The following is a 24,222-nucleotide window of genomic DNA, read 5'->3' on the forward strand; positions in this document are numbered from 1 at the left end:
TCTAAGATGCAATAGACTGTAAAGCATTGGTCGAACAGATCACGTGCCGTGACCAGAGTTTTGTTGTATCACCAATATCTGCCAGACACTCTGCATTGGGACACGGATTTCAAAGATGTGATTCCAGGCACTTTGCCCAAGACCCAAATCTACTGTATTGGGGGGCGTTCTGAATAGAAAAGCGCGACACATGACCAAGCATAGATCTGAATTGCTGATGCCTGCGGGCAATCTTCGGAAACTGAAAATGGCTGTCCTTTATGGGGCGGACGCTGTTTATCTAGGGACTCCTGATCTTAGTCTGAGAACCAAATCAGAGTTCTCTCTGGAAGATGTGATCGAAGGGGTGAAGTTCTGTCATGCGCACGGGCGGCGCGCTTATCTCACGCTGAACCTGTTCTCGCACAACAAAGATATACCCAAACTGGCGGAATACATTGAAACCGTGCGCAAGGTGCAGCCGGATGGGCTGATCATCTCGGACCCGGGTGTGTTCCAGTATGTACGCGAACGGGCTCCGGAGATTCCCTTGCACGTCTCCACACAGGCCAATATCGCATCTTGGCTGACGGTAAAATTCTGGGAAGGCCAAGGCGCTGATCTGGTTGTTCTAGCCCGCGAAGTCTCTTTCCCTGAGTTGGAAGAAATCCGTTCTGAATGCCCTGACATCAAACTCGAAGCCTTTGTCCACGGCGCCATGTGCATGACCTATTCCGGTCGCTGTTTGCTGTCGAACTTTATGGCCGAACGCGGCGCCAACCAAGGCAACTGTGCCAATTCTTGCCGCTGGAATTACAAGTTCCACATGCGGCTTAAGGACGGCACGGTTCAGGAATTGATCGTCGACGAAGACAACCACGATATGTTTGAGTTCCTGCTGGAAGAAGGCGTCCGTCCAGGGGAATTCCTGCCGATTCAGGAAGACGAACGCGGCAGCTATATCCTGAACTCAAAAGACCTCTGCTTGATGCCCAAGCTGGATGATTACCTGCGGATCGGTGTCGACAGCCTCAAAGTAGAAGGGCGCGGCAAGTCAGAATACTACGCGGCCATCGTCGCGCGGGCTTACCGGATGGCGATCGACGACTACTACGCTGACCCGGAAAATTGGAACGCAGCCGACTATATGGAAGAGTTGGAAACCGTTGGGAACCGTGGCTACACGCTGGCGTTCCACAAAGGACGCCTGACCAACCTCGCACATGGCTATGAACAGACTCAGGCGATTGCCCAGTGGGAGTACGCCGGCTTTGTCTCAGAGGTCAAAGACGACGCGTTTTTCGTTGAGGTCAAAAACAAACTGGAACCCGGCGATGTAATCGAAATCGTGTCCCCCATTGCCCGCAACACGATCCTGCTGCGTGGTTATGACTACGAGATCGCTGAGACAGGCGAGCGCCGGGACGTGATCCATGGCTCGACCAAGTCGGTGATCCGCCTACCATTCTCATTGTTTGAGCACGAAGACATCGCCGATCTGCGCACCAACTTCCCGCCCATGACGGTCTTGCGTAAAGAGCGTGCCTTGACGGAGGAACAGTGGAAACGCCTGCAATTGGACAAGACTGCACTGGCGATGGAGGTCAAGGACACAACAAACGAGACCGCCTACAGGCGCCGCCGCGATGCCCTTGTTGACGCGATTGACGCCGACGCAAACACCCGCCGGTTTAAGACCAACCGCAAAGGCACCGAAGGGTGCTGCGGCAAAGGCTGTAATGGGTGTCTGATCTTCTGGCAGGACGACATCTATGCCAACGCACGCGAAATTCTGTTGCAGCGCAAACAGGGCGCGATGCTCAGCAAGGCCGAGGCCGCGGAACTGAAACTGCCCGCGGCTGAGTGATCAGGTCCGATAGAAACAATATCGCTCGGGGTCGACTGATTCCGGGCCGCGCACCTGCTCAAAGCCAACCAATGGTTGCCCTGACACCAGCACACCCCCCGGCGCCATAACCGCACCGATCATCGGCGACAAGCGGGCCGCTTCGGCCACGTCCTTTTCCTTGACGCCAAATCCAAAGTCATAGTGTCCCATCACGATTTTCGCGTTGTTTGCCGCCAGCTTTTTCAGCATCTCTTCGGCCTCGCCTTCGAGGAAATCCTCTTTCGGCGGCACGCAGGACGGGTGGCAGTTCAACGCCCGATCAATGACCCAGATCCGGCGGTTGGGTGCGATTTCGCGAATATGGTCATAGGTCCGGCCATTGCCGAGCCCCATATCGAGGTAGTCGCCTTTGAGATCCTGCGCCAGCGCATGCCCCCATTCCAGCCCGTCGCGTTGTGCCGCAAGGCGGCGCATCATGCTGTCCAATCGGCTCATGCCTCTTCCTTCCTGTCATGACGATAGAGCCGGATCGGCCCCTCACTCATTTCCTGTAAAAACTGTCGGGAGAACTCCCAGATATCGGCGTCATGCACAAGGTGATGCGTCAGGTATCCAAAGGGTTCTGAATTGTCGGTGATCGCACGGCGGCGATCCTTGAGCAGGGCCACCGCAAGCGCCACAAGTTGCGCCGGCTCAACCAATCCACGTGTCCCGCGCCAGAATATCGGATCGAGATGCGTGTTGATCTGAGCCAATCCCGGCGCGGTATCAGGCTCGCGGCGCGATTGAAAGGAGGATATCGCGCTGAACCCAGCTTCGGCCAAAGGGGTCATCAAGGCGAGATCAATCCGGTTCCAAGGCGGCACAAACATCAACGCGAGACGATCGCCGAAGAGGGATTTGGCCTTTTCGAGGGCTTGTGCTATGTCGCTCACACACTCCGCCATTTCGCGGGTTGCGCCAAACTCAGCCTTTTTTAAGCTGGGCGGCGCATGGTTCTCGTGCGCCCAGCCATGCACAACAGGGATCAACATTTGAGTGGCCTTAACCTGTGACGCAAGGGTTTGGGTGGCATCACGCGGGATAACTGCAAGGTGAACGGGCACACCGGTCTCTCCTGCAAGCGCAGTTAGCTCATCCAACTCCGGCGTAGGCTCAATGGCATCATCATCACGCCACCAAAACGGCAGCTCCAACCCTGACCGACGCCAAAGGGCCAATTCCTCTCGCAGTGGCTGCCAATCAATGTTCATGCAATGACCCTGACCATTTGACCTGCAATCCTAACGGACTCAATGGCTCCGTCCATCTTCAGACTTTCGTCATTGCGCCGCCCCTCGCCAATTGCCTTGGCAACCCGTGCTCTCAGGCGTTCTGGCGTCGCCTCAGAGGTTAAAAGCACCTCCATTGCAGGCTGATGCGCCAAAGACCGCGCCCGCAGGGTCTGCTCAACCTCGCCGCCATCATCAAACGGCACCAACACCGATGGAATACCGCTTTGCAAGATATCTAGAGAGGTGTTGTAGCCGCACATGCTTACCGAACAGGCCGCATGGTGCAGCATCTGGCGAAAGTCAGGGCGCACAGGCTCAATGGTGATGTCCAGCGATCCCGCCAGCGCTTGTAATGCGTCGATTCGAGCGCTGCGATCTTTGCCACCAACCAGAAGTCTCCAGTGATACGCACTGTCGCGTGCCGCCTCAATCGCGCATTCGAACAGCGCCTGGCCAACGGAACCGCCACCGGCGCTGACCAGGACCTCATTTGCACCGCCTGCATCCGGGTGAGGCACGGCAGGATCTGGCGCAACAAAACCAGTGTATTTCAGGAGGGCGTCAAGACGTGGCGTGACCGGCCAGCTGTCAGCCAATGTGATGATTTGAGGGTCCGAATGCACAAGTACGGCGTCGAAGTACTGGTCAAGGATGGCCTCGGCCTTTTCGGCCTTGGACGGTTTGGACGGCGGCGCCAGAATATCTCGGATCGAACACAGGATCTTTGGCCGGGGCGACATGGACGAAGCCGCGTCCAACACAGCCAGAAATTCTTCGGCCAGTGACCGGCGCCCAAAGGGGAACAATTCGACAATCAGAACGTCCGGTCGAATGTCTTGCAACGCGCTCAGGGCGGCAGCGATGCGCGTTTGACGATACGCCGCATCGGCCTCTTGCCCGTCCCGGGTCAGCAGCCGGGTAAAATTGGTACCATCCGACGCAATCGGGGGCATTTGGATCAATTGCACGCCAGCGTAATTCAACTGCGGTGCGGCTTGCCCCCCTGAGAGAACAGAAACTTCATGCCCTTCGGCATTGAACGCGCGACCCAAGGTCAAAGCACGGGACAAATGCCCCGTCCCCAACAAATGGGTCACAGCGATCAGGGCCTTCACGCGACAGCCTCCAATCGAACAATGTCCGGCTCTGCAACTCGGACATTGTCACCATCAACTTCGAGAACAAACAGACGGTTGCGTTTCACAGCGAAGGGCGCCGGCCCCGAAAAGTTCCAGCCGTGCGCACGAGCCAGAACCATCCGCATGATCCCGATGTGGCAAACCGCGATGCTGTCCCGTTCAAGAGTGCGCAGCCATGTGGCAATCCGCTCCCAGACATCCGCCGGGCTTTCCCCTTCGGGTGGGCGATAGTCCCAGCCCCAGTATTCAATATCCCGAAACCCGCTATCAGGGTCGGCCTTGAGATCGACGCCTTTGAGCCCTTCCCATTGCCCCCAATCCATTTCGATCAATTCATCCACCGTGTGCGGATCACGACCAGACACGATCTGTCCGGTCTCAAAAGCACGCAACAGCGGGCTGGAATAGAGGTCGGCGTCGCGCCAGCCTTCGGGCAGGCGAAAGCCGCGCAACACGTCGCGGGCCTCGTCGTCCAAAGGGATGTCTGTACGCCCTTGGATGCGTCCAGCACGGTTCCAATCCGTATGGCCGTGTCTCAGCATGGCAAATCGTATCATTCGCGGTCCTCCAATAATGGCCCCAGAACGGACCATAACCTGTTGCGTGCGGAAGTGAGAAGATGATGTTGCGCGATCATATCTTTGGCTTCGCCACACCGAGCCTGCCAATGCGATGGATCACTCATCAGAGCGCCGATTCGGCGCGCCAATGCGGATGCATCATCAACTGGCACCAACCCCGACGCAGGAACCACATCGCGAACACCCGGGCGGTCCTGCGCAACCACCGGCAGGCCAGAGGCCTGTGCTTCAAGATACACCATGCCAAAAGCTTCGTTCACGCCCGGCCACAGGAATGCGCGAGCGCGGGCATAGGCTGACATCAATGCCTCGGCATCAAGTTGACCCAAAAACTGCACGCGGTCACCAAAGGCGGCAAACATTGCTTCGATCTCGGGTCTTGCCGGGCCATCGCCCGCGATTTCATATACCCAGTCACCTTCGAGATGCTTCAACGCGTCGGCAATAATGGCGTAAGAGGCCAGTTTATCGCCCGAGCGCATCATGGCCACACTCAGGAGCGTTTCTGATCTCGCAGCCGGGGTTTCGGGCAGAGCCTCTGCTCTTATGAAGGGTGGGAGGTGAACCAAGGGCTGACCGTTTCTGCGGTATGGGCTGAGCCCTTCCAGATCCAACGCCGTCATATAAAATATCGCGTCTGCCGCGTCGCTCGCCACGTCCGCCGCGCGCGCAAATTGATCCCAAGGTCCACCCAGCCTTTTGGCCGCGCGGGTTGCCTCAATCAGAAGGTAGGGAATGCCCAGCGCCTTCGCGACGACCGGGCCAATCAAATCAGGGGCTTTGTAGTAGTTGTGATAGGTGACCCAGGCGTCCCACCCGCCAACAGCACTCAGGCGCGCGACCTCTTGCTCTGCTGTTGCAAAAAGCTCTTTTTGAGTGTCCGTATTGCCGCGCCCTTCGTAGCTTCGGAACTCAGAGACCAGTGAAACACTGGCATCCTGCGTTTCATCCTGCAAAGCCGCCATCAGACCACGCGCCATCTCTCGATCCCCGGACGGAACTGGATGATTGGGAGACTTCATCGGCGCGTAAAAAGCAATCTTGGTCATGGCTTAGTCCATGAATAGGGTCGCTAGGCGGCGATCTAGAACATCAATGCCCGGCGCCATCAGAAAGTCGCGGGTCAGTCGCTCATAGGCGGCGTCAGCCATGGCCTTGCGCATGTCTGGTGCGCGGGCCAAATCAGTCATCGCGCCCGCCAGTGCCTTTGGCGCGTCGCTGGATAACAATCCATGCACCCCACTTTCGATGAACTCTGGAATTGCCGACACAGGGGTCGACAGAATGCACAGCTTTTGAGAAGCGGCTTCCATCAAGACGTTGGGCAACCCGTCTCTGTCACCGTCGCTGGCAATCCGGCTGGGCAACACAAAGACATCCGCCGTTCGCATGGCCTCAATCACTTCGGGCTGATCGCAGGCCCCATGCCAAGTGATCCGATCTGCAATCCCCAAGGCATCGGCGCGTGCCTTGAATTGATCACCCAATCCGCCACCGCCAATGTGGTCCCACTGCCAGTCCAAATCGGCAGGTAGCATCGCCAGAGCTTCGATCAGGTTGTCGAAACCCTTTTTCTCAACCAGCCGGCCGACTGACAGGAACCGAACGAGGCCGTCATCACTGCGCGTCTCGGGGGGCTTGGGAAAGCGGTCGAGGTCCAACCCGTGATATATCAACTCCACGCGGTCTGGCGTGTCTGCAAGGTCTTTGAGGTGCTCTGCGCCAAACCCGGTGCATGTCGCCAGAAACGTCGCGCCCGCGCTGGATCCAGCCAGCTTTTCACGCTTTTCCCAGTCCGGCGATGTCCAGATGTCTTTGGCATGGGCAGATACGCCCCAGCGCACCCCGCGCATCACGGCCGAATACCGTGCGACCGAGGCCGGTGTGTGCATGAAGTGGGCATACAGGGCCGAGGTGTCGCATGGCATCTCTGCCGCCAACACACAGGCCTGTCCAAAGCGGCGTATCCGGTTGCGGCTGCGGTCGCGAGCAAAGTCGCGCGCCCACAAGCCCAGCGCACGCCAAAATCCGCTACGGACCGTGTTGCGCATGACACCGCGCATTACGCGCAAGGGTTCTTGGTGCAGATATTCTGGCAAGTACCGTACAGGTGCCTTCAGGCGATCATGCAATGGGTGACGTTTCTTGTCCGTAGGAAACCGTAACGACCAAATCTCAAGCTGATAGCCCTTTTCTTCGAGGGCCACCAATTCTTGTGCAATAAAAGTCTCTGAAAGGCGTGGCCACCCTTTGACAACCACTGCCAGCCTTGGGTTTTTAGCGGTCATGCAACCCCTTGCGCGTCTCGCAAGCCCAAAAGCTCCAACGTGCGGCTGGAAACAACGTCCAACCCATCCATCAAGCCCGGTATGAAGGCCGCCGAAGGCTTTGGTTGCGCAGGCAAACCCCGGATCGCCTGACTCATGGTTTCAACCGTCAGACCATCGCGGTATTCATCCAATACCCGAACCAGACCAATTTCTTCGGCCCGATGGGCGCGGATGTATTGCTCGAGACGAGGTTTGGTGCGCGGCACAATAACGGCGGGTTTGTCGAAGGACAGCACCTCGCAAAACGTATTGTAGCCGCCCATTGAGACGATGCCTTTGGCGCCAGCAATCAAATTTTCGATGCGGCTGTCAAATCCGGTCGTTTCAACGCGACCGTCCAAGGCGGCTACGCGGGATTCGAATTCGGCGCGCTCTTCACCGGTCAGGAACGGCCCGTAGACCAGTTTGGCGTTCGGCTTCAGGTTGGGGTCTTGCTCATACGCAGACAGGACAAGGTTGACCATGCTTGCGCCGTCGCCCCCACCACCCGGCGTCACAAGAATGTAGTCCTCGTGAGGGACAACCCCCTCTTGCAGCTCTTCACGGCGCAGATATCCGGTGTACTTCATGCGAGAGCGGAATGCCGGGGACAGGTTCAGACCAGCCGTTGGATCATAAATCGACCGCAACCCGTAGACCCACGCCTCGTCATAGTATTTTTCAGCCGCTTCCAAAGCGCCCTTGCGCTCCCATTCTGCGGCCAAAACGTCTGGTTCGTCCAAAACATCTCGTAGGCCCAGCACCAAACGCGCCTTGCGCTTGTTTCTAAGCCAATCGAGTGCCGGGATCAGCTCACCCCGAAAACCCGTCGGCTCTTTGTCCACAACAAGGATGTCGGGGTTAAAGTGCATGGCCGCAGACTTGATCAGCCCGGCGCGCAGCTCGGTCGTCTCATCAATATCCAATGCCAGTGTCTCAGAGGCATAAGACCCATCTGGGTTCTTGGTGACACCCGGCAGACGAATGTGGTCGACGTGCTTGGGAAAGGTAAATCGGCCAGCAACCGGCGACCCCGTGAGAATGATTGCCGAAATCCGATCATCTGCTGAGGTGATCGCACTGGCCAAGGCCCGCGAACGACGTAAATGACCCAAGCCAAAGGTATCGTGGCTGTAAAACAGCACACGTGGCGAACCAGAGCCCGCGCCTTGTCCCGGTTTCTTTGTCACGTCAGGCAACTCCCCTGCCTCAAATGATACGGCCTCAGAGCCTCAGGTCCGACTCAGATTTCGCCAGCACCCCTTTGATATCGTAAAGCAAAGCGTTAGGCTTTCCGAGTGCTCTTATTGCCTGACTTCCCATAGAGGTAAACTGTGAATGCGCCACGGCAATCACAATACCATCATATGCCTCATTTTCAGGCTCTGTGACGGTGCTCAGGCCATAGGCTCGTGCCATTGAGTCAACGTCAGCCCATGGATCCCAGATGTCGACGGCAATTGAATATCCCTTGAGTTCATCAACAATATCAGCGACGCGGGTATTGCGGATATCGGGACAGTTCTCTTTGAACGTAAAGCCCATGACCAGCACGCGCGCCTCTGCTGGGTTACTGCCCTTTTCCAGAAGTCCCTTGACCATTTTTTGGGCAACGTGACGACCCATCTGGTCATTGATACGACGCCCGGCCAGGATCACCTCGGGATGATATCCCAACTGCTCAGCCCGGTAGGTCAGGTAATAGGGGTCAACGCCTATGCAGTGGCCGCCAACCAAGCCGGGGCGAAACGGCAGGAAATTCCATTTGGTCCCAGCGGCTTCAAGCACTTCCAGAGTGTCCAGCCCCATCCGATCAAAGATTAGCGCAAATTCGTTCACCAGCGCGATGTTCAGATCACGTTGGGTGTTCTCGATCACCTTGGCCGCCTCGGCAGTCTTAATCGAAGGTGCGCGATGCAAACCCGCCGGGATCGCTGGTTTGTAAATCGCCTCAACGCGATCCAGTGTTTCGGAATCCTGCGCCGCAATCACCTTGACGACGTTCTCGAGCGAGTGTTCGGCGTCACCTGGGTTAGCTCTTTCAGGTGAATACCCAAGCTTAAAGTCCTGACCGGAGACCAATCCGCTGAGTTCTTCTAGCAGGGGGCCGCAGATATCTTCGGTCACACCGGGATAGACAGTCGACTCCAAGATCACCAAACTCTGGTCTGCAAGATAGGGCGCGATCGTCTGACAAGCTGACCGAACAGGCGATAGATCTGGTTCGTTCACGTCATTGATCGGCGTTGGAACCGAGATGATGAAAACGGTACATCCTGCAAGCGCCTCTGAAATCGCCGAAAACTGCATCTTTGTTGAGTTCAACTTATCTTGTGACACCTCAGCACTACGGTCGTTCCCCTTCTTAAGAGCTGCGACGTGATCTACATCGATGTCGAAGCCCAAAACATCAAAGCCGCAACGCGACAACCTAAGCGCCAGCGGCAGTCCCACGTAGCCTAATCCAAGAACTGCGATCTTTTCTTTCATGCTGTCTGTCACGGAATCCGACCTGGGCTATTGCGTTGGGTTTCATCTGAAACTTGCGCTAGCGAAAAAGCCGGTCAATGTCACCCCCAAAGCCCTTCGAAAGCCTGCTCAACCCTAAAAACCCAATGATTGGCGCATGATGCAAGAACTGTGGGTTTGCCCGCACCCCAAGGATGCATTAGACCAGTTATCGAACGGTTTTCAGTCAGGGCATCCGGCATGTTTATCAAACGTCTGTGTATTTTTCTTGTTGCGACGCTTGTCCTAACATTCGCGCACCCTGCTGCGAATGCCCAAAGCACCGCCGAACAGACCGGTAACCTGGCTGAGATCATGAAACAGGCTGCCGAGAATGGTGTCAGCGTTGTGGTCGTCGACAGTCTCGGAAACGTGCTGGGCCCGCCGCTGGATGATGCGACGGCGGCGGAAGAAACCGCTCCCGAAGATGAACCCGAAGACCGCATGTCATCGCTCATGAAGGCGCAGACAACGATGGGGGGCTTTAGAGAGTTGTTGCGTCAGCGACTGGAAGCGCTCCCTGCGGCGCTAAACGAAGTCGAGTTCATCCTGCGTGCGTCCAGCCCGACCGGACAGGTTTGGGCGTTTGTTGAAACAGCCCTTTGGACGATTGGCCTGCTGCTGCTGGGCCACCTTTTCGAACGCGAAATCTTTGGCAAACGCATGATGCGCAACTACGTTGTGTCAAAGGTGAAGGAAAATCCGCAAGGCTATTCTGAAAAGCTGCCTTTCCTGACTTTCCGGCTGTTCGCGGGACTGATTGGCATCGCAGTCTCGGTCGTGGTTGCCGTATTGCTCAGCCTAGTTTTGTTTGGTTCTAGCGGCGATTCTGCGATCGAATTCACCTATTTCACTGTCACAGTGGCCTATATTCTAGTGCGGGTTGTTTCTCTGGTCTGGCGGATGATCCTTTCGCCCTATCTCGAACAATATCGGATCCCGGCCTTTTCGACACCGGACGCGAAAAAGCTGCACTATTGGCTCTTTTTGTTGGCCGTATTCGATATTTGCACAGCGATGTTCGGCATCTGGCTGAGTGAGCTTGGCCTGAACTATGACGTGTTTGCCGTCATGGTGACCGGGCTGACCACGTTGTTCGCGATTATGAATTTTGCGATGATCTTGGTTAATCGCCGCGCAATCTCGCAAGCAATTCGCAATGGAAAAGAGCCGGATGAGGTTCTCTTGGCAACCCGATTGGCCAGCCAGCTTTGGGCACCGCTTCTTGCTATTTACGTGCTGTTTGGCTGGGCGCAGCTGAGCTATCAGGTCATGCTGGACCTGCCGCGTTCGATCCCTTTGATCGCGGGCGCCTACATCATCTTCACGTCCATCATCGTGGTTTATGCAACGATCAACTTTGCCATTGAGCGCTATTTTGATCGCACACGCACCATTCGTGAATTGAACGAAGCGGCGGATGCTTTGGCCGCTGGCGAGGACATGTCCGAACACGATGCTGAAACGGTTGATTCCTTCTTTGAGCAGCACAGGCCCAAGCGGCTTGAAACGTTCGAAGAACTGGCCCGCCGGGTCTCAGGGATTCTGGCCCTTGTTGCTGGTATCGTGGCCTGCCTTCGTATTTGGGGCGGACAAAGCATGCTCGGTGAAGACAGTGGCATTGAAAGAGCCACCGATGTCATCGTTATCCTCTTTATCGGCTACATCGTCTTTAATGCCTTCCGCATCTGGATCGACAGCAAAATACGCGAAGAGCAAGGGGAAGCTCCCGAGGAAGAGGCCGAGTTGGGTGACGAGGGCGGCGAAGGCGGTGCCAGCCGGTTGGCGACCCTGTTGCCCTTGTTCCGCAATTTCATTCTGATCATCATTTTCGTGACCATCGTCTTGATCGCATTGATGGAACTTGGCGTGAATGTCAGCCCGCTGTTTGCCGGTGCTGGTGTTGTTGGTCTGGCCGTTGGTTTTGGTGCGCAAACTCTGGTGCGAGACATCTTTTCGGGTGCGTTCTTCCTGTTCGACGATGCCTTCCGCAAAGGCGAATACATCGATATTGGCGGCGTCAAAGGCACGGTCGAGAAAATCTCGGTTCGGTCCTTCCAGTTGCGCCACCACCTTGGCCCTCTGCACACCGTACCTTTTGGCGAAATCCAGCATCTCACCAACTATTCGCGTGACTGGGTCATCATGAAACTGCCCTTGCGCGTGACCTATGACACGGACGTCGAAAAAGTGCGTAAGCTGATCAAGAAACTGGGTGTCGAACTATTGGATGATCCGGTGATTGGCAGCAACTTTATCCAGCCTCTGAAATCACAGGGCGTGATCCAGATGCAGGACTCAGCGATGATTATCCGGGTCAAATTCATGACCAAACCGGGTGATCAGTGGCTGGTGCGCAAGAAAGTCTTCCAGGAGATTCGCGATCTCTTTGAGCGCGAAGGCATTCACTTTGCACACCGTGAGGTTACGGTTCGACTGGCCGATGGCGAGGCAGAAGACATGACCCCGAAACAACGTGAAGCTGTAGCTGGGGCTGTCCAAGCCGCGATCGAAGAAGAAGAAATGGACGACGATGGCGGCGACGACCGTTAAGGACAAAAGGCTGAACGGCGTGGAAATGCCTTTCGCTCAGGCCTTGCGAAGGCAGGCCACGTAAAAACCGTCCATGCCGCCTTTGTCTGACCAAAAGTCCGGGCGCAGGCGCAAGCCACCTTCTTCGGTGATCCATTCTGGATCAATACCTTCAATGGCCAATGCCTCGCGATCCACGGTTAATCCCTTGTGACGCGCCAACGCATCTTCGACCTGGCATTCACCTTCGTCGGGCAGCAACGAGCAGGTACAAAACACCAAACGCCCGCCGGGTTTCAGCAGCGACAGTGCATGGTCCAGCATGACGGCCTGCAATTCGATCAAGCCGCCGAACTCGCTACCATCTTTGGCATGTGGCAGGTCAGGATGGCGCCGGATGGTTCCGGTGGCTGAACATGGGGCATCCAGCAGGATCGCGTCCCACTGTCCGCTTTGCGCCATCACATCCCCGACAATGCATTCTGCTTTGAGTTTCGTGCGTTTGAGGTTCTGCTGTACCCGAGTCATACGCGAGGCAGAATCGTCCACCGCAGTGACTTCGGCCCCAGAGGCCGCGATCTGCATTGTCTTGCCACCGGGCGCGGCACATAGGTCGAGAACCTTTTCGTCGGGCTGTGGGTTTAGAATTTGCACTGGAATGGCAGCGGCAGCGTCTTGCACCCACCAGCTGCCTTTTTTGAATCCGGGGAGTTCCGACACTTGGCCGGGATTGTCCAATCTCACACTGCCCGTGGGCAGAAAGGTGCCCCCAAGCGAGCGATGCAGCGCGCCTTTGTCGCCTTTGGCCGTGAGGTCTAGCGGCGCCCCGGCAAAATGCGCGACTTCCATGGCGGCTACAGTCTCGGGGCCGTAGGCTGCAACCAATGGACCGCGCAGCCATTTTGGCAGGCGCGGCGTGCGCAGGATGGGCCAGGTTTCCGGCCCGGTAACGACGACCTTTCGCAAAACAGCGTTAACCAGCCCCTTCATTGCCGCTGTGCGTTTGTTGCGGCCAACAATCTCGACGGCGGCATTCACAACACCATGCGCGGCGCCGCCAGAGCAAAGCTCGATAGTGGCCAACCGCAACGTATTGCGCACAGTCAGTGGCGGGTACTTCTGTAAGTGTTTTTGAAGAATACGATCGGCACGCTCGAGGCCGCGCAACGTGTCGGTCGCCAGCCTTTGGGCGCGGGCGCGATCTTCGGGCTGCAGCTTTTCCAACGCACCACTGCCGATGAGTTCCGACAAAAGACGCCCCTCTCCCAACACTTGATCCAGTAGGTACACCGCACTGCGACGGGCCTGAATTCCGCTCTGGGACATGAAGACGCTCCTTAATACCTTGTCCACAAGGGACGGGCGCGTATATCAAGGGCATGGCCCGAAAGGAACCCTGCCCATGAGTGACAATCCGCAGCAGCCACAGTCAGACCTGCCCCCCGCCGCGCAACGCGCGCTGGCCGAGGCCGAAGAACGTCGCAAAAAGGCGAAAGCGCTTGAGATGCCGACCGAGTTGGGTGGGCGCGACGGCCCGGAACCTGTGCGCTATGGCGACTGGGAGAAAAAGGGCATCGCTATCGACTTTTGATGTGGCGGGCACCCAATATGATCATTGAACTCCGCAAATACCGCCTGAAACCCGGGCGCCGCGAGGATTTCATTCAGTTCTTTGAGACCACCAACCGCAGGGTTCTGCGCGATGCGGGCATGAAGGTGTTTGGCCCCATGCGCGACCTTGAGGACCCCGATGTCGTGCACTGGGCCCGCGCCTTTGAGAGCCTCGAGCATCGCGAGACCGTCAAAGAGGCGTTTTACAACGGGCCGGTCTGGGCCTAGATCGAGCCCATCGTCATGCCAATGATCGAAAGCTTCGAGGCCTCGGTTGTCGAGACCACCGGAGGTTTCCAGGGGTTTGACGAACCGTCCGAGCTGTAAGACCTAGAGCCCCAGCACATCCAGCATGTCATATTCGCCGGGTTTCTTGTCCTGCCCCCACAGGGCGGCCTTTAGCGCGCCACGGGCAAAGACCGCGCGGTCGCTGGCCAGATGGCGCAGCACGATTCGCTCGCCGGGGGCGGCAAACATCACGTCATGCTCACCAACAATGTCACCGCCGCGGATGGCGACAAAACCTATATCGCCGGGTTTGCGCGCGCCGGTGATGCCGTCACGACCCCGGTCGGCCACATCCGACAGAGTGACACCGCGCCCTTCGGCAGCAGCTTCGCCCAGCATCAGTGCCGTGCCCGAGGGCGCATCGACCTTTTGGTTGTGGTGCGATTCGATGATCTCGATGTCGAAATCATCGTCCAGCGCGGCGGCGACCTTTTTGGTGAGTTGCGTCAAGAGGTTCACGCCCAGCGACATGTTGCCTGCGCGCACGATCACCGCATGACGGCCGCATGGCCCCAGTTTGGCGATGTCCTCATCCGTCATGCCGGTGGTCCCGATCACATGCACAGCCCGCGCCTGGGCGGCGAGCTTGGCAAACTGCAGCGTCGCGGCAGGGGCCGTAAAGTCGATCACGGCCTGCGCTTTAGCAAAGGCCTCTAGCGGTTCATCGGTCACAGCCACTCCCAGCGGCTGCCCGCCCATCGCTTCGCCGATGTCCATCCCAACCCACGGATGGCCAGACCGCTCAATGGCCCCCACCAGTTTGGCCTTGGGGCTGTCCATCACGGTCTTGACCAGCATCTGGCCCATGCGACCCGATGCTCCGGTAATGACGATCCCTGGCAGGTTGTCCATCTGAATGCCCCTTATCGGCTGTTGTTTGCGTCTGTTCCCTTTACCCAATGCAGCAGCGCTTGGCAAAGCCTTGGGAAACGCCTAAGTGGAGGCCATGGCAAAGAACAAGTTTCATGATGGCCCCGGCCCCTCGCAACGTCAGCTTCGTGTTGGCGAGTTGATCCGTCGTACGTTGGCCGAAGTGCTGGCACGCGGAGACATCCATGACCCCGACCTGAACCGGATGTCGATCACTGTTGGCGAGGTGCGCACGTCGCCCGACCTCAAGATTGCGACAGCCTATGTGTTGCCGCTGGGTGGCAAGGGGCAAGAGGACGTTCTGAAACTGCTGGCCCAGAACAAACACGAACTGCGTCGTGCGATTGGCAAAAAGACGGGGCTCAAGTTCACACCCGATCTGCGGTTTCAGCTGGACCAGACCTTTGACCAGATGGACGAGACCCGCCGTATGCTGAATCAAGACACTGTGCGGCAGGACCTCGAGCCAGACGAATGAGCCGATACGCCGCCCTGTGTGCCATGGTCCTGGCGCTGGTGGCATCGACAGCGAGTGCCGTCGAATGTCGCAACCTCAGTTATGAGGGCAATCGCTACACCATCTGTGAAGTTGATGTGAGCACGGAAGACCTGCGATTGTTTCTGCGCGACGACCAAGGCGCACCCTATGGACAATTCTCAACCATTGACCGGACGTTGCCGGACGGCCAAGCGCTGTCGTTTGCGATGAATGCTGGCATGTACCACTCTGACCGCCGCCCTGTCGGCTTGTATGTGGAGGACGGTGTGGCCGAAGGTCGTTTGCTGACGGGCGCTAGTAAGGGTAACTTTGGCCTGCTTCCCAACGGCGTGTTTTGTATTCGTGAAACCCGCGCCGATGTCATTGAAAGTCTGACGTTTGAGGAAACAGCCCCGGATTGCACCCACGCGACGCAATCCGGCCCGATGCTGGTGATCGACGGGGCCTTGCACCCACGTTTTTTGCCGGACAGCACGTCCCGCCACCTGCGCAATGGCGTAGGGACCAGTGCGAATGGCACCCGCGCGATCTTTGCCATTTCAAACAACGCCGTCACGTTCCACGAGTTTGGCAGCCTGTTCCGTGACCATCTGAGCACGCCCAACGCCCTCTATTTCGACGGCAAGATCAGCCGACTTCACGCGCCACAGCTGGATCGTTCAGACCCCGGTTTCTGGATGGGACCTATTGTAGGGGTGGTGACTGTCGACTAGTGCGACTCCCGCCATCTTCATACACTTGAAGGCCTCTTGCCAGATGTTGGGTGTGGCCTCGCTGCGCTCGGGACATTGTGCTAGCTACAATCCGAAATTGACAGAACCAGAGGCTTGGGCTACGCCGCCGCCCTTACGCATACAGATCGGACAAGACCATGGGACGCAGACGCAAGGGACGCGATATTTCGGGATGGCTGGTGGTGGACAAACCCGCCGGGATCACCTCGACCTCGCTTGTGAACAAAGTGCGCTGGGCTATGGATGCTAAGAAGGCAGGTCACGCAGGCACATTGGACCCGGATGCCACCGGTGTTCTGGCCGTTGCTTTGGGTGAGGCGACCAAAACCGTTCCCTATATTACCGACAATCTAAAGTGCTACACCTTCACCGTCCGTCTGGGTCAGGCGACCAACACTGATGACGCAGAGGGTGAGGTTGTTGCCAAGAGCGACGCACGGCCTTTGGACGAAGAAATCAAGTCTGCACTTGGCGCCTTTGTTGGTGACATCATGCAAATCCCCCCAAAGTTTTCAGCCGTAAAAATAGACGGGGAACGCGCCTATAAGCTGGCCCGTGAAGGGGAAGACGTTGAAATTGCCGCACGCCCTCTTTGGGTCGAAGAACTGGTGATGACCGATAGACCCGACGCTGATCATGTCACGCTGGAAATGACCTGCGGAAAGGGTGGCTATGTCCGCTCAATCGCACGGGATTTGGGCGAGGCTTTGGGGTGCCACGGCCACGTCCGTGAATTGCGCCGCATCTGGTCAGGCCCCTTTCGCGTCGAAGATGGGTTGGGACTCGAACAAATCGAGGCAATGGCCAAGACGCCAGACCTCGACACTTACCTGCTACCTTTGGAAACAGCCCTTTGCGACCTGCCCGAGGTCAAGGCCACGCCCGAAGGCGCGACGCGTCTGCGCAACGGCAACGCTGGAATGGTCATGGCCAATGACGTGGATTATGGCGATGAGGCCTGGGCCTCACATGACGGCAAGCCGCTGGCCGTAGGTGTCTACAAGGCCGGTGAATTGCACCCGAACCGGGTGTTTGTCTGGCCCGAAGCATGATCACGCGGCACCACCAAAAGGGCGACGCGGCCTCAATCGCAAAGTATTCCGACTGCGAGACATACCGCTATGCTTTGACGCGAGTCTGGGATGAGACCGGACCAAAGGTCACGTTTATCATGCTCAACCCGTCAAAGGCGACCGAGGTTCAAAATGACCCCACAATCGAACGCTGCGAACGCCGAGCTCGGGCGCTGGGATTTGGTGGATTTTGTGCGGTAAACATCTTTGCACTGCGCGAGACCGATCCCAAAAAGATGCGCACGAACGATGCGCCCCAAGGGCCCGAAAATGATGATGCCGTTACCGCAGCCTGTCTTTGGGCCGACACCATCATCGCCGGATGGGGCGCCCATGGTGAGCACCTCGGCCAAGGACGCGCCACGCAAGATGTGTTGCTGGCGACAGAGCGTGACATTCACTGCCTTGGGCTGACCAAGGCCGGTCACCCACGACATCCGTTGTATATTGCCTACACTCAAGAACCCGCACTTTGGCTGCCAGGAAAAACTGGCACACGTTAACCTCTGGTTAACCAAATTCTGTAATGAGCGTTTACTGACGCCGTATGTTCGGCAAAAATCCCCAAGGGGTTTTGAGTAGGTTTTGGGCCGATGTTTCTTTTTGTAGGTCTTCTAGGGCTAATGGCTGCCGGTACGGCGGCAATGGTGACCTTTGACACAGGTATCGAAACCGAAACAGAAGATATCCCCAAAGACGAGATCGAAACGGATCCAGAGACAGACCCACCGGCAGACCTGATTGAGGGCCCCGACCCAACGAATCCAGGGGCTGATGGGGCGCCAGAGGATCAAATCATTTCCGGGTCCGAAGCATCGGAGACGCTGACTGGAAGTGCTGGAAACGATCAAATCAACGGATACGAGGGCGATGATACCCTTTTGGGGGATGCCGGGTCAGATCACCTTTATGGCAGCGATGGCGACGACAGTCTTTCTGGAGGGGAGGACAACGACCTTCTGCACGGAGAGGCGGGCGACGATAGCCTGTCTGGAGATGCCGGGTATGACACGTTGTTTGGGCATATGGGGACGGATGTTCTGGATGGTGGCGCTGGTAACGACTCTCTGGTTGGCGGTTTCGGCGAAGACTATCTCAGTGGTGGCGACGGTGACAACGCGCTGCATGGTGGAGCGGACAACGACATTCTGATCGCAGGCTTGGGCGCCGACACTCTCTTTGGTGGCGACGGAAATGATCTCATTTCCGGGGCCGAAGCCGATAGCGAAAACGGGTCTGACTTTCTCAACGGCGGTGATGGCAATGACACGATCTTTGCTGACCAAGGCGACTGGGTCTCGGGTGGCGAAGGGTCGGATCAAATTGTCCTAAATGATTGGCAGCTTGAAACCGGCGTCGTCACAATCACGGACTTTAGCGGCAGCGAGGACAGCCTTGTGCTCTTGTATGATGAGTCCGCGGGCAACGAGCCCGACATCGAACTTCGCGCTTCTTCCTTGGCGGGTGCGCCCACCGAAATTGTAGTGGATGGACAGGTCGTCGCGACCATTCAGGCGGGTAGCGGTGTGGAAATTGCTGATATTATCTTGTTGGCGCAAAGCAATGCTGCGACCAACGGCATAGCCCTACCCTGAAGCAGGAACAGCACGGGAAGCTATCCCCCCTTTTCATTGACCCAGAATTGCCCTATACGCGCCCATCCCTTCTGAATTAGAGGGGATTCTCTTTGTGGACCTTGCTGGACGACATCCCGGCTTGCGCCCCTAACCTTCAACGATAGGAGACCCCGATGTCGATTACTGCAGAAGAAAAAGCCCGCGTTATGTCGGAATTCGCAACCAAAGAAGGCGACACTGGTTCGCCCGAAGTTCAGGTTGCAATCCTGTCCTCGCGCATCGCGACACTGACCGAGCACTTCAAAACCCATAAAAAGGACAACCACGGTCGCCGTGGCCTTTTGAAAATGGTTGCCCTGCGCCGTAAGTTGCTGGACTACCTGAAGGGTGTTGACGAGGCGCGCTATGCGGACCTCATCAAACGTCTCGGCCTGCGCCGCTAAGATTTCGATCCTTCTGGATCACGAGAAACGCCCGCTCTTCGGAGAGGGCGTTTTTTTGTGAAATGTACGTCAAATTTCACTGCGCCTTAGCCTATGGACCGGCGCAACTCCCCCAACTTCCCCTGCTCGAGACTTTGCCTTTAGGAAAGTCGTTAACAGAGTTGCACCGACGCAATGCGCGCGTTCTTAATGAACGCGCAACAGGATGAGGCTCGATATGTCTGAAATGACAGCGGATGTTTTGGTGATCGGCGGAGGCACCGCTGGATTTGGCGCCGCTGTCGCCGCGGGACGGCAAGACCTGGATGTTGTGTTGCTCGAGGCAGGCAGCAAGGTCGGCGGCGTGATGGCCTTTTGCCCCGGCATGCCATGGGGCGCAGCCTATCCCGATGACACATCTATCGGTGGTCTCATGGAGGAATTGGCACTTCGCCTATACGACATGACTCCACTCATGGCCGAAAAACGCCCCAGCACTCTCGAGAATTTTGGCGCGGAAATCATCTATGACCATGACGTCGCCATCACCACAATGTTCGACATGCTGCAAGAGGCCGGTGTCAGGGTGCATCTTGGCGGCATCGCGCACGAGCCGATCATGATTGGCAACACGATTGGCAAGGTTCAATTCCACGACCGGCATGGCCCTCATGAGATCACAGCCAAGATCGTCATTGATTGTTCTGGCGACGGAGATATCTCGGCCAAGGCCGGCGTTCCCATTGAGCTTGGCGATGCCAAAGGCAGCATGATGGGCGTGACGCTGTCTTTCATGATGGAAAACGCAGATTGGGATCAGGTCTTTGCAGGCGATGACCCCTATTTCACCCAGTACGCTGCCAAAGGCATTGCCCAAAGGCGCCTGCACGAAGATCTGGCCAAACTCTATTTGATGAAGGGGTTTCACAAGGACACTGTGTTTTGCAACTCGGTGGTAATCCGCAACGTCGATGGCACGGATCCGCAAGCCGTGAGCAGAGCGACGCAAGAGGGCCGCCGGCGCGCCGTCCAGATGGCGACGTTCCTTCGCTCGGACATTCCCGGCTTTGCCAAGGCCCATATGACCCACCTTGGCCCCACTGTCGGCGTCCGCGAAACCCGCAAGCTACAAGTAGAAAAGATCACCCAGAAGACTGGCGTGAGGTTTACCTCGACATCGCCGCTAAAAGGAAAGCGGAAATTGTCGAGCAATTTTGGCAAGAAATTAAAAGTATCTACAATGAATTTGCCCTACAATTCAGAAGATTGCACCGAAGCGCGTGGCAGATATTGGTTGCGGACAGGCCTTTGTTGACTTGTTGATACATCGCGACACTAACGCTGACCTTCTTTAGATTGACATCGAGGAAAGCGACTCCATCCATTTTGGTTTCAAGGACAATGGTGCGGGTTACGCAAGCCTCGGCAAAGCGCGCGAATTTCTCGAAGTAAATGGTGTCAGTGCAGAAAAAATTATCACGCTGAACCCCAAGACCAAAGACCTGTCGGCGGCTGGAAAAGTGGATCTTGCGCTAAGCCTCATATCCTGCGGGTTTCATTACCCAGTTGAAACCTATGACCAATTTTTCGACACGCAGGTTCGCAAGGCTATCCTTCTGGATGTCCGAAATGGGCGCGGTGGTGAGGACGCACTTAGCCGATACGGCTCGATAACAGAGGTTTACAAAGGCAAACACCATGTGAGCCTTTTAGCAAGCAAATAGCGGTGGCATTTATCTACGGCTCAAATGACCCTAGTGCCAGCGCTACGGCTGCTCTTTGAAACAACCAATAGAATTCGGGTCGGAGTCCCGCCTCTAGTCGTGCTTGCGAATTGTCTGAGCCACCCGTTTGCCAATCTCGCGGCTGGCTTTCACCGACGGGTGGATCATGTCGATGCCGTGATAACTGCGGTCGCCGTGTGGGACGAGGTCGGCGATTGAGACAAAGAACAGACCTTTGTCGAGCTTCGACATGGCGTTGATACGGGCCTCGAATTCATCTCCGGCTTCGCGACAATCATCTATGGGTGAGCCCACACCCGGACTGCGCAGATAGCCGACATAGACGACACGTGCTCCAGTTTTGCGAAGCTTTCGGATCAGGTCAGGAACTGCGCCCTTGCGGCCGTCTTCTGAGACCATCCGCTCAATGCGTTTGTCACACGCGGTGCATCCGCATCCGAACCAAAGATCATTGCCGCCGCCATTGATGACAATCCAATCCCAATCGCCTTTGGCGTATTGATTGGCGATCTTCATACCCAAGGCCCCGCTGAGCGGCAGGGCATAAATAATCCGCGCGCCGCCAATGGATTTGTTCAAAACAGGCTCTTCCAGCTCATTCGAGATCGCGTGGCTGATAGAACGCCCCGATATACCATGCCACGCCATCATGCTGTCACCCATCGCCAGAATGCGCGGCTTGGCGGGTTCCGCCGACAACGCGGTCGCGAACATGCTGAAAACAACAAAGATCAGTATCGCTGGGTTCTTCATCAGGGTTAGGCCTAAGTTTGTCAGAGAGTCGTTTTGATAATAACGCGGTCTACAATTTCAGTAAGAGCAACAATCGGTTGGAACTATGGATTTTTCATGACCACCCTAAGCGGCGCCCCTCGCAATTTCCAGTTTCCAAATGGCTTGTTTTCCTATATGGCCGCTCCATCTGAGACGTGGTGCCCTGATCCCGGCACCCGAAACTAGGATGAAAAGGGATCGGCGGCAGGGGCCGCCATTGAAACGGAGGACCCGGGAACGCCCGGGAGCGCCTCCAACTAGGAAACGATATATGTTTGACGTAACGACGAAATCTATGCAGTGGGGTGAAGAAACCCTCACTCTGGAAACGGGCAAGGTTGCCCGTCAGGCCGACGGCTGTGTGATCGCCACTTTGGGCGAAACCTCGGTTATGGCCGCAGTGACCTTTGCGAAGGCACCAAAACCCGGTCAGGACTTTTTCCCGCTGACCGTTCACTACCAAGAAAAATACTATGCCGCCGGTAAAGTACCGGGTGGCTTCTTCAAGCGTGAGGCCCGCCCCACCGAGAAGGAAACTCTGACCGCGCGTCTGATCGACCGTCCGATCCGCCCGCTGTTTGTTCCAGGCTTCAAAAACGAAGTTCTGGTGATGTGCACCGTGCTGAGCCACGACCTTGTCAACGACCCCGATATGGTAGCGATGATCGCCGCCTCGGCTGCGCTGACACTTTCGGGTGCTCCGTTCATGGGCCCAATCGCGGCAGCCCGCGTTGGCTTTGAAGATGGTGACTATGTTCTGAACCCAACGGTTGATGACATGCACATGCTGCGCAACAACCCTGATCAACGCCTTGATCTGGTTGTCGCAGGCACCAAAGACGCCGTGATGATGGTGGAATCGGAAGCTTACGAACTGACCGAAGCAGAAATGCTGGGTGCAGTGAAGTTTGCTCACGACGCGATCCAACCTGTGATCGACCTGATCATCTCGCTGGCCGAAGATGCTGCCAAAGAGCCGTTTGACTTCCAAGCGCCAGACTATGCTGATCTGTTTGAGGCAGTCAAAGCGGCTGGCGAAGAGCAGATGCGCGCGGCGTTCGCAATCACCGACAAGCAAGAGCGTACCACGGCTGTTTCTGCGGCCCGTGATGCAATCAAGGCTGCCCTGACCGAAGAGCAACTGGACGATGCCAACCTTGGCTCGGCCATGAAAAAGCTCGAAGCCAGCATCCTGCGCGGCGACGTTGTGAAAACCGGCAAGCGTATTGACGGACGTAGCACCACAGAGATTCGTGACATCGTAAGCCAAACCGGCCTCTTGCCACGAACTCACGGGTCGGCCCTGTTCACACGCGGCGAAACCCAAGGCCTGGTTGTGACTACGCTGGGCACCGGCGACGACGAGCAAATGATCGACGCGCTGAACGGCACCTATCGTTCGAACTTCCTCTTGCACTATAACTTCCCCCCCTACTCGGTTGGTGAAGTTGGACGTGTGATGGGCCCAGGCCGTCGTGAAATTGGTCACGGCAAACTGGCATGGCGGGCACTTCAGGCTGTTCTGCCTGCGGCAACCGACTTCCCCTACACAATTCGTGTTGTGTCGGAAATCACTGAGTCCAACGGGTCGTCTTCGATGGCGTCGGTCTGTGGTGGCTCGCTGTCTATGATGGACGCAGGCGTTCCGCTGACATCGGCCGTCGCTGGCGTTGCCATGGGCCTGATCCTGGAAGAAGACGGATCTTACGCGATCCTGTCGGACATCCTGGGTGACGAAGACCACCTTGGCGACATGGACTTCAAAGTGGCAGGGACCGAAAACGGCATCACCTCGCTGCAGATGGACATCAAGGTTGCAGGCATCACACCTGAGATCATGGAAAAAGCCCTGGCCCAAGCCAAGGACGGTCGTTTGCACATCCTGGGCGAGATGGCGAAATCCATCACCGGTGCACAGGAATTCTCGGTTCACGCACCGCGCATCGAGACCATGCAGGTTCCAACCGACAAGATCCGTGAAGTGATCGGTTCGGGTGGTAAAGTGATCCGCGAGATCGTCGAAGTATCGGGCGCCAAGGTCGACATCAACGACGATGGCATCATCAAGATTGCTTCGCCGAACGGGGAAGCCATCCAAAAAGCCTATGACATGATCCACGCGATCGTGGCTGAGCCTGAAGTGGGCGAGATCTACAACGGTAAAGTTGTGAAGATCGTCGACTTTGGGGCCTTCGTGAACTTCTTTGGCAAGCGCGATGGTCTGGTACACGTGTCCCAGATCGAAAACCGCCGCCTGAACCATCCGTCGGATGTTCTGAAAGAAGGTCAGGACGTCAAAGTCAAACTTCTGGGCTTTGACGACCGTGGCAAGGTTCGCCTGTCGATGAAAATCGTCGATCAGGAAACCGGCGAAGAGATCGCACCTCAGCCGCGTGAAAAGAAAGACGACTGATCCAGCCGTCAAAGAAATTCGCTGCGGGCCATGATTTGGCCCGCA

23 protein-coding genes are annotated in these 24,222 nt (G+C 56.8%); 12 read left to right on the forward strand and 11 right to left on the reverse strand.

Translation table 11 applies throughout. The features are described from left to right. Positions 1 to 190 precede the first annotated feature (190 nt). Positions 191 to 1,846 (forward strand): U32 family peptidase, encoded by a 1,656-nt coding sequence (locus Q0932_RS00780; protein WP_299348555.1) that lies wholly within the window; start codon positions 191 to 193, stop codon positions 1,844 to 1,846. On the opposite strand, the gene Q0932_RS00785 is transcribed toward Q0932_RS00780, so the two are convergent. Genes Q0932_RS00785 through Q0932_RS00820 form a run of 8 tightly spaced genes read right to left on the reverse strand, consistent with a single transcriptional unit; the run spans position 1,847 to position 9,621 of the window. Then, positions 1,847 to 2,323, reverse strand: coding sequence for a class I SAM-dependent methyltransferase (locus Q0932_RS00785; protein WP_299348558.1), 477 nt, complete (start codon positions 2,321 to 2,323; stop codon positions 1,847 to 1,849). It lies immediately after the preceding gene. Beyond that, positions 2,320 to 3,081: a polysaccharide deacetylase family protein gene (locus Q0932_RS00790; protein ID WP_299348562.1), complete on the reverse strand. Its 762-nt coding sequence runs from the start codon at positions 3,079 to 3,081 to the stop codon at positions 2,320 to 2,322. The genes Q0932_RS00785 and Q0932_RS00790 overlap by 4 nt, the downstream gene beginning before the upstream one ends. Then, positions 3,078 to 4,217, reverse strand: coding sequence for a glycosyltransferase (locus Q0932_RS00795; protein ID WP_299348564.1), 1,140 nt, complete (start codon positions 4,215 to 4,217; stop codon positions 3,078 to 3,080). Before Q0932_RS00795 ends, Q0932_RS00790 begins: the two co-directional genes overlap by 4 nt. After that, complete coding sequence (locus tag Q0932_RS00800; RefSeq protein WP_299348567.1) at positions 4,214 to 4,798, reverse strand: histidine phosphatase family protein; 585 nt, start codon at positions 4,796 to 4,798, stop codon at positions 4,214 to 4,216. The genes Q0932_RS00795 and Q0932_RS00800 overlap by 4 nt, the downstream gene beginning before the upstream one ends. Next, entirely contained in the window at positions 4,795 to 5,871 is a 1,077-nt protein-coding gene (locus tag Q0932_RS00805) for a glycosyltransferase (protein WP_299348570.1), read from the reverse strand. Before Q0932_RS00805 ends, Q0932_RS00800 begins: the two co-directional genes overlap by 4 nt. 3 nt (positions 5,872 to 5,874) lie before the next feature. Then, positions 5,875 to 7,110, reverse strand: coding sequence for a glycosyltransferase (locus Q0932_RS00810; RefSeq protein WP_299348573.1), 1,236 nt, complete (start codon positions 7,108 to 7,110; stop codon positions 5,875 to 5,877). Further along, a complete protein-coding gene (locus Q0932_RS00815) occupies positions 7,107 to 8,321 on the reverse strand; it encodes a glycosyltransferase (RefSeq protein ID WP_299348576.1) in 1,215 nt (404 codons plus the stop codon). The genes Q0932_RS00810 and Q0932_RS00815 overlap by 4 nt, the downstream gene beginning before the upstream one ends. 34 nt (positions 8,322 to 8,355) lie before the next feature. After that, positions 8,356 to 9,621, reverse strand: a complete 1,266-nt coding sequence (locus Q0932_RS00820) for a nucleotide sugar dehydrogenase (protein ID WP_299348579.1) — start codon at positions 9,619 to 9,621, stop codon at positions 8,356 to 8,358. 219 nt (positions 9,622 to 9,840) lie between these two features. Here Q0932_RS00820 and Q0932_RS00825 point away from each other — a divergent pair, with 219 nt between their 5' ends. Continuing rightward, positions 9,841 to 12,192: a mechanosensitive ion channel family protein gene (locus tag Q0932_RS00825; protein ID WP_299348580.1), complete on the forward strand. Its 2,352-nt coding sequence runs from the start codon at positions 9,841 to 9,843 to the stop codon at positions 12,190 to 12,192. 36 nt (positions 12,193 to 12,228) lie between these two features. Here Q0932_RS00825 and Q0932_RS00830 read toward each other — a convergent pair whose 3' ends face one another. Next, positions 12,229 to 13,497, reverse strand: a complete 1,269-nt coding sequence (locus Q0932_RS00830) for a transcription antitermination factor NusB (RefSeq protein WP_299348583.1) — start codon at positions 13,495 to 13,497, stop codon at positions 12,229 to 12,231. Positions 13,498 to 13,573: 76 nt separating this feature from the next. Between Q0932_RS00830 and Q0932_RS00835 the strand changes: the two genes are divergently transcribed. Together Q0932_RS00835 and Q0932_RS00840 are read left to right on the forward strand one after the other, a co-directional pair. After that, a complete protein-coding gene (locus Q0932_RS00835) occupies positions 13,574 to 13,762 on the forward strand; it encodes a DUF1674 domain-containing protein (RefSeq protein WP_299348586.1) in 189 nt (62 codons plus the stop codon). 17 nt (positions 13,763 to 13,779) lie between these two features. Continuing rightward, positions 13,780 to 14,010 (forward strand): NIPSNAP family protein, encoded by a 231-nt coding sequence (locus tag Q0932_RS00840; protein WP_299348588.1) that lies wholly within the window; start codon positions 13,780 to 13,782, stop codon positions 14,008 to 14,010. 102 nt (positions 14,011 to 14,112) lie between these two features. On the opposite strand, the gene dapB is transcribed toward Q0932_RS00840, so the two are convergent. Continuing rightward, positions 14,113 to 14,922 carry a 4-hydroxy-tetrahydrodipicolinate reductase gene (dapB, locus tag Q0932_RS00845; RefSeq protein WP_299348591.1) on the reverse strand — a complete coding sequence of 270 codons (810 nt, stop codon included), beginning with the start codon at positions 14,920 to 14,922 and terminating at the stop codon, positions 14,113 to 14,115. A 94-nt stretch (positions 14,923 to 15,016) separates the two neighbouring features. On the opposite strand from dapB, the gene rbfA reads away from it, so the two are divergent. From rbfA to Q0932_RS00880, 7 genes are all read left to right on the forward strand, one after another. Next, positions 15,017 to 15,418, forward strand: a complete 402-nt coding sequence (rbfA, locus tag Q0932_RS00850) for a 30S ribosome-binding factor RbfA (RefSeq protein WP_299348594.1) — start codon at positions 15,017 to 15,019, stop codon at positions 15,416 to 15,418. Next, positions 15,415 to 16,152 (forward strand): phosphodiester glycosidase family protein, encoded by a 738-nt coding sequence (locus Q0932_RS00855; protein ID WP_299348596.1) that lies wholly within the window; start codon positions 15,415 to 15,417, stop codon positions 16,150 to 16,152. The genes rbfA and Q0932_RS00855 overlap by 4 nt, the downstream gene beginning before the upstream one ends. 158 nt (positions 16,153 to 16,310) lie before the next feature. Next, on the forward strand, positions 16,311 to 17,225 hold the full coding sequence (gene truB, locus Q0932_RS00860) for a tRNA pseudouridine(55) synthase TruB (protein WP_299348599.1): 915 nt from the start codon (positions 16,311 to 16,313) through the stop codon (positions 17,223 to 17,225). Beyond that, the gene (locus Q0932_RS00865; RefSeq protein ID WP_299348602.1) at positions 17,222 to 17,749 is read left to right on the forward strand and encodes a DUF1643 domain-containing protein; all 528 of its coding nucleotides are present in this window, start codon (positions 17,222 to 17,224) and stop codon (positions 17,747 to 17,749) included. The genes truB and Q0932_RS00865 overlap by 4 nt, the downstream gene beginning before the upstream one ends. A gap of 90 nt (positions 17,750 to 17,839) precedes the next feature. Further along, positions 17,840 to 18,841, forward strand: a complete 1,002-nt coding sequence (locus Q0932_RS00870) for a calcium-binding protein (RefSeq protein WP_299348605.1) — start codon at positions 17,840 to 17,842, stop codon at positions 18,839 to 18,841. Between the two features lie 155 nt (positions 18,842 to 18,996). Next, a complete protein-coding gene (gene rpsO / locus Q0932_RS00875) occupies positions 18,997 to 19,266 on the forward strand; it encodes a 30S ribosomal protein S15 (protein ID WP_299348608.1) in 270 nt (89 codons plus the stop codon). 217 nt (positions 19,267 to 19,483) lie between these two features. Further along, positions 19,484 to 20,560 (forward strand): FAD-dependent oxidoreductase, encoded by a 1,077-nt coding sequence (locus Q0932_RS00880; RefSeq protein ID WP_299348611.1) that lies wholly within the window; start codon positions 19,484 to 19,486, stop codon positions 20,558 to 20,560. 502 nt (positions 20,561 to 21,062) lie between these two features. Here Q0932_RS00880 and Q0932_RS00885 read toward each other — a convergent pair. Continuing rightward, positions 21,063 to 21,743 carry an SGNH/GDSL hydrolase family protein gene (locus tag Q0932_RS00885; protein ID WP_299348613.1) on the reverse strand — a complete coding sequence of 227 codons (681 nt, stop codon included), beginning with the start codon at positions 21,741 to 21,743 and terminating at the stop codon, positions 21,063 to 21,065. 292 nt (positions 21,744 to 22,035) lie between these two features. Here Q0932_RS00885 and pnp point away from each other — a divergent pair, with 292 nt between their 5' ends. Continuing rightward, entirely contained in the window at positions 22,036 to 24,177 is a 2,142-nt protein-coding gene (gene pnp / locus Q0932_RS00890; RefSeq protein ID WP_299348616.1) for a polyribonucleotide nucleotidyltransferase, read from the forward strand. Positions 24,178 to 24,222: the final 45 nt, after the last annotated feature.

The organism is uncultured Shimia sp. (assembly GCF_947498095.1).
GTDB lineage: Bacteria > Pseudomonadota > Alphaproteobacteria > Rhodobacterales > Rhodobacteraceae > Shimia.